General features: G+C 73.8%; 11 protein-coding genes and 1 pseudogene. 10 read left to right on the top strand and 2 right to left on the bottom strand.

The window, feature by feature from the left end:
• The first annotated feature begins 126 nt into the window (after positions 1-126).
• The 3 genes from CW362_RS22185 (at position 127) to CW362_RS22175 (ending at position 2,870) form a co-directional block, all read left to right on the top strand.
• Positions 127-441 carry a GNAT family N-acetyltransferase gene (locus tag CW362_RS22185; RefSeq protein ID WP_103551267.1) on the top strand — a complete coding sequence of 105 codons (315 nt, stop codon included), beginning with the start codon at positions 127-129 and terminating at the stop codon, positions 439-441.
• 163 nt (positions 442-604) lie between these two features.
• Complete coding sequence (locus tag CW362_RS22180) at positions 605-1,675, top strand: ATP-dependent DNA ligase (RefSeq protein WP_103551266.1); 1,071 nt, start codon at positions 605-607, stop codon at positions 1,673-1,675.
• Between the two features lie 205 nt (positions 1,676-1,880).
• Complete coding sequence (locus CW362_RS22175; RefSeq protein ID WP_420856875.1) at positions 1,881-2,870, top strand: DUF3048 domain-containing protein; 990 nt, start codon at positions 1,881-1,883, stop codon at positions 2,868-2,870.
• A gap of 17 nt (positions 2,871-2,887) precedes the next feature.
• Here the strand turns inward: CW362_RS22175 and CW362_RS22170 are convergent, their stop codons facing one another.
• The gene (locus CW362_RS22170; protein WP_103551264.1) at positions 2,888-3,352 is read right to left on the bottom strand and encodes a MarR family winged helix-turn-helix transcriptional regulator; all 465 of its coding nucleotides are present in this window, start codon (positions 3,350-3,352) and stop codon (positions 2,888-2,890) included.
• A 251-nt stretch (positions 3,353-3,603) separates the two neighbouring features.
• On the opposite strand from CW362_RS22170, the gene CW362_RS22165 reads away from it, so the two are divergent.
• From CW362_RS22165 to pcaDC, 7 genes are read left to right on the top strand one after another with little or no spacing between them, the layout of a single operon-like run.
• On the top strand, positions 3,604-4,386 hold the full coding sequence (locus tag CW362_RS22165) for a CoA transferase subunit A (RefSeq protein WP_103551263.1): 783 nt from the start codon (positions 3,604-3,606) through the stop codon (positions 4,384-4,386).
• Entirely contained in the window at positions 4,386-5,033 is a 648-nt protein-coding gene (locus CW362_RS22160; protein ID WP_103551262.1) for a 3-oxoacid CoA-transferase subunit B, read from the top strand. The genes CW362_RS22165 and CW362_RS22160 overlap by 1 nt, the downstream gene beginning before the upstream one ends.
• On the top strand, positions 5,030-6,232 hold the full coding sequence (locus CW362_RS22155) for a thiolase family protein (RefSeq protein ID WP_103551261.1): 1,203 nt from the start codon (positions 5,030-5,032) through the stop codon (positions 6,230-6,232). The genes CW362_RS22160 and CW362_RS22155 overlap by 4 nt, the downstream gene beginning before the upstream one ends.
• Positions 6,233-6,241: 9 nt before the next feature.
• Positions 6,242-7,012, top strand: coding sequence for a protocatechuate 3,4-dioxygenase subunit beta (gene pcaH / locus CW362_RS22150; RefSeq protein ID WP_103551260.1), 771 nt, complete (start codon positions 6,242-6,244; stop codon positions 7,010-7,012).
• A complete protein-coding gene (gene pcaG / locus CW362_RS22145) occupies positions 7,009-7,578 on the top strand; it encodes a protocatechuate 3,4-dioxygenase subunit alpha (RefSeq protein ID WP_103551259.1) in 570 nt (189 codons plus the stop codon). Before pcaH ends, pcaG begins: the two co-directional genes overlap by 4 nt.
• Entirely contained in the window at positions 7,575-8,924 is a 1,350-nt protein-coding gene (gene pcaB / locus CW362_RS22140) for a 3-carboxy-cis,cis-muconate cycloisomerase (RefSeq protein ID WP_103551258.1), read from the top strand. Before pcaG ends, pcaB begins: the two co-directional genes overlap by 4 nt.
• Positions 8,921-10,072, top strand: coding sequence for a bifunctional 3-oxoadipate enol-lactonase/4-carboxymuconolactone decarboxylase PcaDC (gene pcaDC / locus CW362_RS22135; protein WP_103551257.1), 1,152 nt, complete (start codon positions 8,921-8,923; stop codon positions 10,070-10,072). Before pcaB ends, pcaDC begins: the two co-directional genes overlap by 4 nt.
• Before the next feature lie 310 nt (positions 10,073-10,382).
• Here the strand turns inward: pcaDC and CW362_RS22130 are convergent.
• Positions 10,383-13,049, bottom strand: a pseudogene (locus CW362_RS22130) (ATP-binding protein).
• Positions 13,050-13,267: the final 218 nt, after the last annotated feature.

The raw sequence follows: 13,267 nt of genomic DNA, 5'->3' as shown, positions 1-13,267 counted from the left end.
TCATCCGTCGTCGGGGGGCGCCCCGGTGATCGTATGGCCGTCCTGTGACCCGGGGGGGCGAAGTCCGCCGTCTCCGCGCCCCCGGGGACGAGGCGGTCGTCCGTCGACACGGACCCGCGCAACGAGATCCTGGTCCTGGTCGAAGACGTCGACGACCGGGGTGACGGCGGCGGGGTGGTCGGCCGCCTGCAAGTGACGTACATCCCGGGACCGGGCAAGGGCGGGGCCGAGCGGGCCCTGATCGAGGCGGTGCGGGTCCGCGCGGACCGTCGGGGCGGTGGGCTCGGACGCGCCTTGATGGAGCGCACGATCGAACGGGCCCGCACACGTGGCTGCGCGCTCGTCCAGCTGACCGGCAACAAGCGGCGCGAGGACGCGCACCGCTTCTCCTGCGGGCTGGGCTTCGCGCGCAGTCACGACGGGTTCAAGCTCGCTCTGTGACGTCCGGCGCCGGTCACCGGTGCCGGGGCGTCGGGCGCGCCGAAGCCCCGGCCGGGGGCTGCGCGGACCGGGCTTCGGCGCGCGCCTGAAAGGCGGGACCGAGGCGGCCGCCGGGCGAACCGCGCGGCGCGCGGACGCCATGGGCGGCTCTTAGAGTCGAAGTATGGATCTGCCGGTGATGCCGCCCGTGAAACCGATGCTCGCCAAGGCCGTGGCGAAGATCCCGCCGGACATGCACTACGAGGCGAAGTGGGACGGTTTCCGGGCCATCGTGTTCCGCGACGGCGCCGAGACGGAACTCGGCAGTCGCACCGGAAAGCCGCTGACCAGGTACTTCCCGGAACTCGTCGAGGCGTTGCGGGAACGGCTGCCGGAGCGTTGCGTGATGGACGGGGAGATCCTGATCGCCCGGCGGGGGCGGCTCGACTTCGACGCGCTCACCGAACGGATCCATCCCGCGGACTCACGGGTGCGGATGCTGGCCGAGAGGAACCCCGCCTCCTTCGTGGCCTTCGACATGCTGGCGCTGGCCGACACGTCCCTGCTCGACGTACCGCTGGGCGACCGGCGTGCGCTGCTGGTGAAGACGCTGTCGGGGGTGACGGCACCGGCGCACGTGGCGCCCGCGACCACGGACCGCGAGACGGCGCAGCAGTGGTTCGAGCGGTACGAGGGGGCGGGGCTCGACGGGGTCGTGGCGAAGCCCCTCACGCTGCCGTACCTGCCGGACGAGCGGGCCATGTACAAGATCAAGCACGAGCGGACGGCGGACGTGGTCGTCGCCGGTTACCGCTTCCACAAGAGCGGACCGGTCGTCGGGTCGCTGCTGCTCGGTCTGTACGACACCACGGGCGCGCTCCAGCACGTGGGCGTGAGCGCCGCGTTCACGATGAAGCGGCGGGCGGAACTGGTGGAGGAGCTGGAGCCCTTGCGGCTGGAGGACGCGGCCGGGCATCCATGGGCGGCCTGGACGCGGGAGTCGGCGCACGAGTCGGCCCGGTTGCCGGGAGCGCCGAGCAGGTGGTCGGCGAAGAAGGACCCGTCCTGGGTCCCGGTCCGGCCCGAGCGGGTGGCCGAGGTGGCGTACGACCACATGGAGAACGGCGTCCGGTTCCGCCACACGGCCCGCTTCCGCCGATGGCGCCCCGACCGCACCGCCGAGAGCTGCACGTACGGACAACTGGAGGAGCCGGTCGGCTACGACCTCGCGGAGATCCTGGGACCGCCGGGCTGACGCACCGGGCACGGAACCGCTCCCTCCGCGCCCCGTTCGGTTCAGGCACGGAACCGCCCCCTCCGCACCTCCGTCCGACCCCGCGCGGAACGACCCGCCGATCCGGTCAGCCCACCCTCCGCACACAATCAGAAACGATCGGGTATGGCCATCGATGAACTGTTGAACGCACAATCGATGGCACGGGACAGGTGGCACGGTGGGCATGCGAGAGATGGTGCGGATACGGCGGGGCGCGTGGACGGCGGCGCTGCTGGCCGTCACGGTGACGGGCTCCCTGCTGTCGGGCTGCACCTCGGGGGGCGGAGCGGCCGACGACGGCCGGTCTCCGGGGCAGAGCCAAAGCCCGAGCCCGAGCGAGAGCGAGAGTGGCGCGGCGACCACCGGTCCGGTGCTCGCGGTGAAGATCGACAACGCGCCCGACGCCCGCCCCCAGACGGGCCTCGACGCGGCGGACGTGGTCTACGCGGAGCAGGTCGAGGGCGGGCTGAGCCGGCTGATGGCGGTCTTCGCGAGCACCCTGCCCGACGCGGTCGGACCGGTGCGCAGTGCCCGCGAGTCGGACCTCGAACTGCTGGGACAGTTCCACGAGCCGACGCTCGCGTTCTCCGGGGCCCAGCGCAAACTGCTCCCACTGATCGACGACGCCCCGCTGGATCCCGAGCCGGCGGGGAAGGTGCCCGACGCCTGGTACCGGGGCACGGGCAAGGCCGCGCCGCACAACCTGTACCTGCGGCCGCGGCGGCTGATGGACTCCGCACCCGGTGACGCCGCGCTGACCACGGGCTTCCGCTTCGGTGCGGCGCCCGAGGGAGGCACCCCCGAGGCCTCCCGCACGGTCCGCTTCCCGTCGGCCCGCTTCACCTTCACCTGGTCCGCCGACCGCGGGCGCTGGCTGGTGGCCATGGACGGCACCCCCACGGTGACGACCGACGGCAGGACGGTGGCGCCGGCGACGGTGGTCATCCAGTACGTGAAGGTGCGCGCGTCGAAGTACCACGACTTCCTCGGCAACAACACGCCGTTCACGGAGTCGGTGGGCTCGGGGACGGCCCGGGTGCTGCGCGACGGCCGCGCCTACGACGCGAACTGGACCCGCCCCGGGGCGGCCGACGGCACCCGGTTCACCACCCCGGACGGCGCGCCGATGAACTTCGCGCCGGGCCAGGTGTGGGTGGTCCTCGCCGAGCGGTGAGCGCCCCCCGGAACCCCTCAGCGCTGCGCGCGGAGGGGTTCCGGGGGGTTGCGGAGTCCCTCGGCGGCGTCCGAGACCCGCTGGACGAGGTCGAGGAAGAGGTCCTGTTCCTCGGCGGACAGGGGAGCCAGGAAGACCTGGTTCATGCGCGCGGTGCGCACGGTCAGCTTGCGGTGGACGCGCAGCCCGTCGTCCGTGAGGCGGAGCAGGAAGCGCCGCCCGTCCTGCGGATCGCGCACCTTGTCGAGGAGCGCGCGGCGCCCGAGGCGGCTGATGACCTCGGCGATCGTGGACCGGTCGAGCCCCACCCGTTCCCCCACCGTGCGCTGGTCGAGGCCGGGCTCGGCGACGAGCGCGTTCAGGACCGCGAACTGGGGCGAGGTGATCTCCTCGGAGACCATCGTGTTCCACAGCAGGTGGTGCGCCTGCTGGAGTCTCCGGGCCAGGTGCCCGGGGTGGGTGGAGAGGTCCACCGCGGCCATGTGCGCTCCTCGGGTCCGGTACGCGCGTGCGCGCCGATGGGTCCGAATTCGTTGGTGCACTGAACAATACCTTCACGCCCCGTCGGCCGTCTCACCCCCTCCGACCTAGCTGGACAACCGCATCAGCTCGCCCATCTGGAGCCTTGACGGACCGAACTCCGGCTGGCAGCGTGTCCGGCACCTCGGAAATCAATCAGTGCACTGATTGATTTCCGAGGTGCCGGACACTCGGGAGAGATGGGGCTTCACGGATGGACAAGGTGGTCGCCACGGCACTTGGGGCGGTGGCCGATGTGCCGGACGGCGCGACACTGGCGGTCGGCGGATTCGGCCTCAGCGGCGTGCCGAACGTGCTGATCGAGGCCCTCCACGAGCGTGGCGTCCGGGGGCTCGGGATCGTCTCCAACAACTGTGGGGCCATGGACTCCGGGCTCGCGACCCTGCTCGCCGCCGGACGCGTCGCCCGCGTCACCGGCTCGTACATCGGCGGCAACAAGGAGTTCGCCCGGCAGTACCTGGCCGGGGAGCTGGAGGTCGAGATGATCCCGCAGGGCACGCTGGCCGAGCGGCTGCGCGCGGGCGGTGCCGGGATCCCCGCCTTCTACACGCCCGCGGGGGTCGGCACGCAGGTCGCCGAGGGCGGGCTGCCGTGGCGGTACGACGGCCGCGGCGGCGTCACCCTGGCCTCCCCGCCGAAGGAGGTGCGCGAGTTCGACGGCGTCCCGTACGTGCTGGAGCACGGCATCCGCACCGACTTCGCGCTGGTACGGGCCGCGAAGGGCGACCGGCACGGCAACCTCGTCTTCAACAAGTCCTCCCGGAACTTCAACCCGCTCGCCGCGATGGCCGGCCGGGTGACGATCGCCGAGGTCGAGGAGCTCGTGGAGCCGGGCGGCATCGATCCGGACGCGGTGCACCTGCCGGGCATCTTCGTGCAGCGCGTCGTGGCCCTGACCCGCGAACAGGCGGACGCCAAGATGATCGAGAAGCGGACGGTCTCGGCGTCCGCGGCGGACGGAACGGTGAACCACTGATGGCCTGGAGCAGGGAAGAGATGGCCGCCCGCGCCGCGCGGGAACTGACGGACGGCCAGTACGTGAACCTCGGCATCGGCCTGCCGACGCTGATCCCCAACCACCTCCCCCCGGGGGTCGAGGTGATCCTGGAGTCGGAGAACGGCATCCTGGGCACCGGTCCCTACCCGGCCGAGGACCAGGTCGACCCCGACCTGATCAACGCGGGCAAGGAGACCGTCACGGTCCTGCCGGGCGCCTCGTACTTCGACTCCGCGCTGTCGTTCGGGATGATCCGCGGCGGGCACATCGACGTCGCGGTGCTGGGCGCGATGCAGGTGTCGGCCGGCGGCGACCTCGCCAACTGGGCCGTCCCCGGCAAGATGATCACCGGTATCGGCGGCGCGATGGACCTCGTCCACGGGGCCCGGACGGTCATCGTCGTCATGACGCACACCGCCAAGGACGGCTCGCCCAAGATCCTGCGCGCGTGCGAGCTGCCGCTCACCGGGAAGGCCTGTGTGGACCGGATCATCACCGACCTGGGCGTCCTCGACGTCACCGACGCCGGGCTCGTGCTGGTGGAGACCGCGCCGGGCGTCACCGCCGCGGAGATCGCGGCGAGGACCGCCGCCGACATCGTCGTCCCGGAGGGGATCGGATCATGAAGGACGTCTACGTCGTCGACGCCGTCCGGACGCCCGTCGGCAGGTACGGCGGCTCGCTGGCCGCCGTCCGCCCGGACGACCTGGCGGCCCACGCCGTCCGCGAACTCCTCGCCCGGACCCCGGACCTGGACCCCGCCCGGATCGACGACGTGTACTTCGGCAACGCCAACGGCGCGGGCGAGGAGAACCGGAACGTGGGCCGGATGGCCGCTCTCCTGGCCGGGCTGCCCACCTCCGTGCCGGGCGTGACCGTCAACCGCCTGTGCGCCTCCGGGCTCGAAGCCGTGATCCAGGCGGCCCGCGCGATCGCGCTCGGCGACGCCTCGATCGCGCTGGCCGGCGGCGTCGAGTCGATGACCCGCGCGCCGTACGTCCTGCCCAAGAGCGAGCGAGCGTTCCCCGCCGGACACACCGAGCTGTACTCCACGACGCTCGGCTGGCGCATGGTCAACCCGCGGATGGACCCGCAGTGGACCGTCCCGCTCGGCGAGTCGGCCGAACTCGTCGCCGACAAGCACGGGATCACCCGCGAACGGCAGGACGAGTTCGCCCTGGCCAGCCACCAGAAGGCGGCCCGGGCCCGGTCCGAGGGCCTCTTCGACGCCGAGATCGCCCCGCTGTCCCTGCCCGCGCGCAAGGGCCCACCGGTCGAGTTCGGCGCCGACGAATGCGTCCGCGCCGACGCCTCCCTCGACGCCATGGCCCGGCTCGAGCCGTCCTTCCGGGCGGAAGGGGGCACGGTGACCGCGGGCAACGCCTCACCCCTGAACGACGGCGCGGCGGCCCTGCTGCTGTCCGACGCCGAGGGGCTACGGGCCACCGGACGCGAACCGCTGGCCCGGGTGTCCGCGACCGGCGTCTCCGCGATCGATCCGCAGTACTTCGGACTCGCCCCCGTCGAGGCCGTCAACCGCGCCCTGGCCAAGGCGGGCAAGGGATTCGACGACCTGTCGGTCCTGGAGCTGAACGAGGCCTTCGCCGCCCAGGTCCTCGGCTGCCTCGCCGAATGGCCCGACCTCGACCCCGCGGTCCTCAACCCGCAGGGCGGCGCCATCGCCCTCGGCCACCCCCTCGGCGCCTCGGGAGCCCGGCTCGCCGGAACCGTCGCCCACCAACTCGCCCGCAGGGGCGGCGGAATCGGTGTCGCCACCCTCTGCATCGGCGTGGGCCAGGGCCTCGCCCTCGTCCTCGAACGCTAGGAACCCGACATGGCTCTCACCCAGGCGGAGATCGACGCCGAGATCAAGGACCACCAGGACGCGTACGACAAGGCGGTGGCCGGCGGCGCGCCCGTACGGCACCACCCCGCGCGCGACTACCCCCCGTACCGCAGTTCACGGCTGCGCCACCCGAAGCTGCCGCTGGTCGCCGTGAGCGGTGGCGACCCGGAGACGGTCGAGCTGTCGGGCCCGGTCTTCGGGGTCACCGACATCACCGAGATCGACAACGACCTCACCCTGCAACACCGGGGCGAGCCGATCGGCGAGCGGATCACCGTCTCGGGCCGGCTGCTCGACCGTGCCGGCCGCCCGGTGCGCGGCCAGCTCATCGAGATCTGGCAGGCCAACGCCGCGGGACGGTACGCCCATCTGCGCGAGCAGCACCCCGCCCCGCTCGACCCCAACTTCACCGGCGTGGGACGGACCCTGACGGACGATCAGGGACGGTACGCGTTCACCACGGTGAAGCCGGGACCGTACCCCTGGGGCAATCACACCAACGCCTGGCGGCCCGCGCACATCCACTTCTCGGTCTTCGGCACCGCGTTCACCCAGCGGCTGGTGACCCAGATGTACTTCCCCGGCGACCCGCTCTTCCCCCACGACCCGATCCTGCGGTCGGTGACCGACGAGGCGGCCCGCGCCCGGCTGGTCGCCGCCTACGACCACGACCTGTCACGGCCCGAGTTCTCCCTGGGCTACGCGTGGGACATCGTCCTCGACGGTCCCTCCGCCACCTGGATCGAGGAAGGCCGATGAGCACCACCGAACGACCGCTCCCCACCCCCGCCCACACCATCGGTCCCTTCTACGGCCACGCGCTGCCCTTCCCCGGCGGCGGCGAGATCGCGCCCCCGGGCCACCCCGACACCATCACCCTGCACGGCCACGTGCTCGACGGGGCGGGCGCGCCGGTCCCCGACGCCCTGCTCGACTTCTGGCAGGCCGCGCCCGACGGCTCCCTGAGCGGCGCTCCGGGCTCCCTGCGCCGCGACCCGTCCACGGGCGGCTTCCTCGGCCGCAACGGGGTCGACTTCACCGGCTTCGGCCGGGTCGCCACCGACGCCGACGGACGGTACGCGCTGCGCACCCTGCCGCCGGGGAACGCCGGGGTGCCGTACATCGCCGTGTGCGTGTTCGCCCGCGGGCTGACGCACCATCTGTTCACCCGCGCCTATCTGGCCGACGGCACGGACCCGCTGCTCGACGCGCTGCCCGACGAGCGGCGCGCCACGCTGATCGCGTCCGCGGGCGCCCCGCGGACGTACCGTTTCGACATCCGCCTCCAGGGCGAAGGCGAGACGGTCTTCCTGGAGTTCCCGTGACACCTGCCGACCCCCTCGCGGCCGACACCGGTCTGCTCGCCCCCGGCCGGGCGGGCTCCCCGGCGTCGGCCGCGACGAGCGACAGCGCGTATCTGCGGGCCCTGCTCGACGCGGAGGCCGCGCTGACCCGGGCCCAGGCGTCCCTGGGGCTGGCACCGGCCGAGGCCGCGGCGGCGGTGACCCGCGCCGCCGAGACCGCGGACTTCGACCTCGCCTCGATCGCGCTCCGCGCCCGCGGCGGCGGGAACCCGGTGATCCCCCTGGTCACGGACCTGACGGCGGCCGTCCCCGCCGAGTTCGGCCCGTACGTCCACCGGGGCGCCACCAGCCAGGACATCCTGGACTCGGCCGCCATGCTCGTCGCGGCCCGCACCCTGGACCTCGTCCTGGCCGACCTGGAGCGGACGGGCGCCCGCCTCGCCCGGCTCGCGGCGGAGCACCGGGACACCGTCCTGCCCGGCCGTACCCTCACCCAGCACGCCGTGCCGACGACCTTCGGACTGAAGGCGGCGGGATGGCGGTCGCTGGTGCTCGACGCCCGGGACCGGCTGCGCGCCGTCCGGGCCTCCCTGCCCGCCCAACTCGGCGGGGCGGCGGGCACCTTGGCCGCCTTCACCGCCTTCGGCGCGGACGACACCCGGGCGCTGGTCGCCGCGTACGCCGGCGAACTGGGCCTCGCCGAGCCCGTGTTGCCCTGGCACACCCTGCGCACCCCGGTCGCCGACCTGGCCGGGGCACTGGCGTTCACCGCCGGTGCGCTCGGCAAGACCGCCGTCGACGTGCTCACCCTCTCGCGCACGGAGATCGCCGAACTGGCGGAGGGCTCCGGCGGTGGGTCGTCCGCGATGCCGCACAAGGCGAACCCGGTCAAGGCCACCCTCGTGGCCTCCGCCGCCCGGCGCGCCCCCCTGCTCGCGGCGACGCTGTACGGCGCCGTGGCGGCCGAGGACGAACGGCCGGCCGGGGCCTGGCACGCCGAGTGGGAACCCCTGCGCGATCTGCTGCGGCTGGTCGGCGGGGCGGCCCGCGACACGGCCGAACTGACCGAGGGGCTGCGGGTCGACGCCGACGCGATGCGCGAACACCTGGGCCACACCCATGGGTTGATCGTCTCCGAACGGCTGGCCGCCGAACTCGCCCCGGTCCTCGGCCGGACCCGCGCCAAGGAGCTGCTGACGCGGGCCGCCGAACGGGCCGCCGGTGAGCGCCGCCCCCTCGCGGAGGTGCTCGGCGAGGAACCCGCTCTCCAGGACCTCCCGGGCGTCGACCTCGCGGACCTCACCGACCCGACCCGCTACACGGGCTCCGCCGGAGTCCTCACCGACCGTGCTCTGGAGCGACGTTGACCGCGAACCTGCTCACCCACCGTGCCGAGGGATCCCCCACCGCTCCCCCGCTGCTCCTCGGCCCCTCGCTCGGGACGTCGTACGCCCTGTGGGACAAGATCGCCCCCGAACTGTCCGCGAGCCACCGGGTGGTGCGCTGGAACCTCCCCGGACACGGCGGCTCACCGGCCGGGGCGATCGGCCCCGGGGCGACGGTCGCCGACCTGGCCGCGCTCGTGCTGGAGCTGGCCGACTCCCTCGGCATCGGGCGTTTCGCCTACGCGGGTGTGTCGCTGGGCGGAGCGGTGGGCCTGCACCTGGCGGTCCACCACCCCGAGCGGCTCTCCTCCCTCGCCGTCATCTGCTCCTCGGCCCACTTCAACGGGGCGAAGCCGTGGGAGGAACGGGCCGAACTGGTGCGCCGCGAGGGCCTCGGACCCGTCGTCGCGACCGCCGACGCCCGCTGGTTCACCGCCGGTTTCACCGTGCCGGAGCTGGTCGAGGACCACCGCGACGCCGACCCCGGGGCGTACGCCGCCTGTTGCGACGCCCTGGCCTCGTTCGACATCCGGGACCGGCTGGCGTCGATCACCGTCCCGACGCTGCTGATCGCCGGGCGCGAGGACCCCGCGACACCGCCCGCGCATCTGCGGGAGATCGCGGACGCGGTGCGGGGCGCGACGCTCGTGGAGATCCCGGACGCCTCGCACCTGGCGCCCGCGCAGTGCCCGGAGGCCGTGCTGACGGCCCTGCGGGCGCACCTCTCGGGGGACGCCCGGCGCGGCATGGAGGTACGCCGTCAGGTTCTCGGTGACGCGCACGTGGACCGTGCGCAGGCGCGCCAGAGCCCGTTCACGGCCCGGTTCCAGGACTTCATCTCGCGCTACGCCTGGGGCGAGATCTGGACCGACACGACCCTGACCCGTCGCGAGCGCAGCATGATCACGCTGACCGCGCTGGTGGCGCACGGTCACCACGACGAGCTGGCGATGCACGTCCGGGCGGCCCGGCGGGGCGGGCTCACTCCGGAGGAGATCGGCGCGGTGCTGCTGCAGACCGCGGTCTACTGCGGTGTACCGGCCGCCAATTCGGCGTTCGCGGTGGCGCAGCGGGTACTGGCGGAGGAGACCGCGGACGGCGACGGCTCCCCGTCCCGCGCACCGGACTGACCCTCGGCGAAGGGGCTCCCCACCCGTGGGCGGTCCGCCGTCGGACGAGGGCGGCACGGGGCGCGTTCCGACGCCTCGGGCGGCCCGGCCGTGACGGCGCCGACCGCCCCGGGCGCACCCGAGGCCGGTCCGTCCCGGATCCGCCCGCGGGTGGGGCCCGGCCGCTCCCCCGGAGCCGCCCCGGCCACGCGCACGCCGACAGCCGTGGCCCGGCCCGGTCCGCCCAGGGTGCGGCCCGGGACCGGACGCCCGCAGGTGTGGACCGGCGCCGGCCGGCGGATCACCGCGGAGGCGGGCCGCCTGCCTCTCGCTACAGGCCCGCCAGCGCCGCCTCCGCCTTCGTCGCCAGACCGTCCGCGCCGCAGGTGCGCGCCAGGGTGAGGCCCTTGTTCAGTTCCGTCACCGAGCGGGACGCGATGCCGTACTCGACGCGGGCCGCCGCGTGTTCGTACTGGCAGGGAGAGGCTTCCAGATAGGTGACCGCCTGGGCCGCCAGCCGGACCGCGCGCTGTCCGGTCTCGAGGGCGGCGGCGCACCGCAGGGCCTCGCCGATGGCCGTGTCGGTGCCGAACCGCTCGGCCTGTCGGCGGGCGTCGACGGCCAGGGAGGCGGCGCGTGCCGGGTCCTCGTTGGCGAGCGCCCGCGCGAGGTCGACGGCCCAGGGCGCGAGCACCGTGTTGTGGTGGCCGCGGGCCGCCGCGGCCTTCTCCGCCGCCTCCAGTTCGTTGACGCCCTCCTTGGCGCGGCCGGTGGCGAGCAGCAGGCGGCCGCGCACCGAGCGGGTGTCGGGAAGGACGATCGTGGCGGGGTAGGGAGGCGCGAAGCCGTAGCGCTCGGCGATCTCCGCCGCCTCCTGGACGTGCCCGCGGGCCAGCAGGGTGTCGATGAGCCCGCAGGTCGCCGACCAGTACAGGGGCAGCCCGCGGCCGACCCGCTCCGCGAGCCGCAGCGATTCGCGCTGGTAGTGCTCGGCGTCGGCGAGGCGGCCCCGCCTGCGGTGGGCGAGTCCGAGGTAGGCGTTGGCCAGGGAGAGGTGACCGCCGCTCCAGCCCGCCTTCACATAGGCGTGCAGTGCCTCGCTGAACAGGCTCTCGGCCCGGTCCAGCCGGTCCGTGTAGGCGTACGCGCTGCCCAGCATCAGCAGGAGTTCGACGCCCCACTCGGTGTCGGTCCAGGCGAGCCCGGGTGCGAGGCGGCCGTTGACCAGGGCGCGGTCGCAGAGTTCGACGACCTCCTCGGCGTTCTCGCCGCGGGTCATCGCGTCGAAGCCGCGCAGTATGAGGAGCGCGCGCTCGGAGTTGTCGCGCCCCGTGCAGGTCGTGACGAGTTCGGCGAGACCGGTGGAGTGTCCGGCGCGCTCCTCGCCCGCGTGGATGCCCTCCCACATGTAGTGCACGGCCTGGAGCCGCATCCGGGCGGGTCCGGGCTCCAGCCGCTCGGCCTCGGCGTCGACCGTGCGGACGGCCTCGTCCAGCTGGTTGTTGTGCAGCAGCGCCTGGGAGAGCCGGAAGACGGCGTCGACCCGCTCGGTGTCCTCGAGTCCGGGCCTCTCGAGCGCGGCCCGCAGGTGGCCGATGGTCGTGGCCGGTGCGGTCAGGAGCGTGGCGCAACCCAGTTCGTAGAGGACCCGCGCGTGCACCTCGGGAAGGGGTGGCTCCTTCAGGGCGCGTTCCAGGCAGCGCCGGGCCGCGTCCGGGGCGCCGACGGCGAGGTGCTCGCGGGCGGCCTCGCGCATCTGCTCGACGAGTTCGGGGTCGTCGTCCGGATGTACTTCGAGGAGATGGCGGGAGGCCGCGGCCGCGCCGCGGCCGGACTCGGTGACCGCCCAGGCCGCCTGACCGTGCATCGCCGTGCGCAGGGCATCCGGGATGGAGCGGTAGACCGCCGTGGCGATCAGGGGGTGCACGAACTCCAGCTCGCCGTCCTGGTGTCGGCCGTTCGTGGGTCCGACGGCGGTCAGGATGCGGGCGGCGCCCAGCAGTTCGGCGCAGCGGGAGGCCTCGTCGTCCGGCATTCCGGCGAGTTGGGCGGCGAGGTCGAGGGAGATGCCGGTGCCGAGGATGGCGGCCGCCCAGGCGAACCGGGTGGCGTCGATGCCGAGGCCTTCGAGGCGGGCGACGAGTCCGCGGCCGCGGGCGGAGCGGTTCAGGTCGCGCAGTTCGGCGGCCGAGCCCTCGACCGGGTCCAGTTCGCTGTCCTGGACCTTGGCGAGCAGTTCGACGGTCTCGTACGGGTTGCCGCCGGTGACCGCCCACACCTCGCGGCAGAACGGCGCGTCGGCGTGTTCGCCGAGCGTGGCGCGGGTGAGCCCCTCGGTGGCGGCCGGGGTCAGCGCGGTCAGGGTGGCGACCGGACGGCCCGCGGCGGCCACCGCGTCGAGCAGCCGGGCGCTCTCGCCGCCGACCCCGCCGGGCCTGCGGGCCATCACGACGAGGACGGACAGGTCGTCCAGGCGCTCGGCGAACGCGGCGAGTCAGCGCAGGGTCTCCTGGTCGGCCCAGTGCGCGTCGTCGATGAGCAGCACGAGAGGCCACTCCCGCTTCGCGAGCCGACGCACCGCGGCGACCAGACCGTCGCAGACACCCTGCGGATCGGGCTGCCGGTCAACCGGTTCGGCGATGCCGAGGGCGGGCCCGGCGATGTCGTACCAGTCGCCCAGGTATTCGCGCGCCTCCTCCGGGAGCAGCGAGAGGAGGGCCGGCTGGAGCAACTGCCGTACGACGTTGAAGGGGACGGACGTGACGGTCTCGCCGCCGCGCGCCGACCACACGGCACAGCCGTTGCTCTCCGCGATCCTGCGCGCCTCGGCCAGGAGGGCGGTCTTGCCGAGCCCCGCCTCTCCGCTGAGCACCAGCAGGGTGCCCGAAGTCGCGGAGTCCGCGCGCAGCGCGGTGATCGCCTCTTCGAGAGCGGCGACCTCCTCGTCGCGCTCCCACAGGGAAGCCGAGGCGACCGCTCCGGGCCGTACCTCCGTCATCCCGTTACCTCCCCAGGTCGCCCGAACGACGTAACTGCAACGAGCCTAGCCTCCTGGAAGCCGCGACGGTGGCGGGACCCGGCACCAGTTGCCGGGACGGGTGAAGGCGGTCCCGCGACGGCGGTACCGCCGAACACCCGGTGGCGCCGAAGGGAAGTGACGGACAGTCAACTACCGGGAAAATGAAGGTAATTTTCCTCCTTCGCCCGCCGCGCCGG

Origin of the sequence: Streptomyces populi (assembly GCF_002911015.1) — a bacterium.
GTDB lineage: Bacteria > Actinomycetota > Actinomycetes > Streptomycetales > Streptomycetaceae > Streptomyces > Streptomyces populi.
This window is presented reverse-complemented; position numbering and strand designations above follow the sequence as displayed.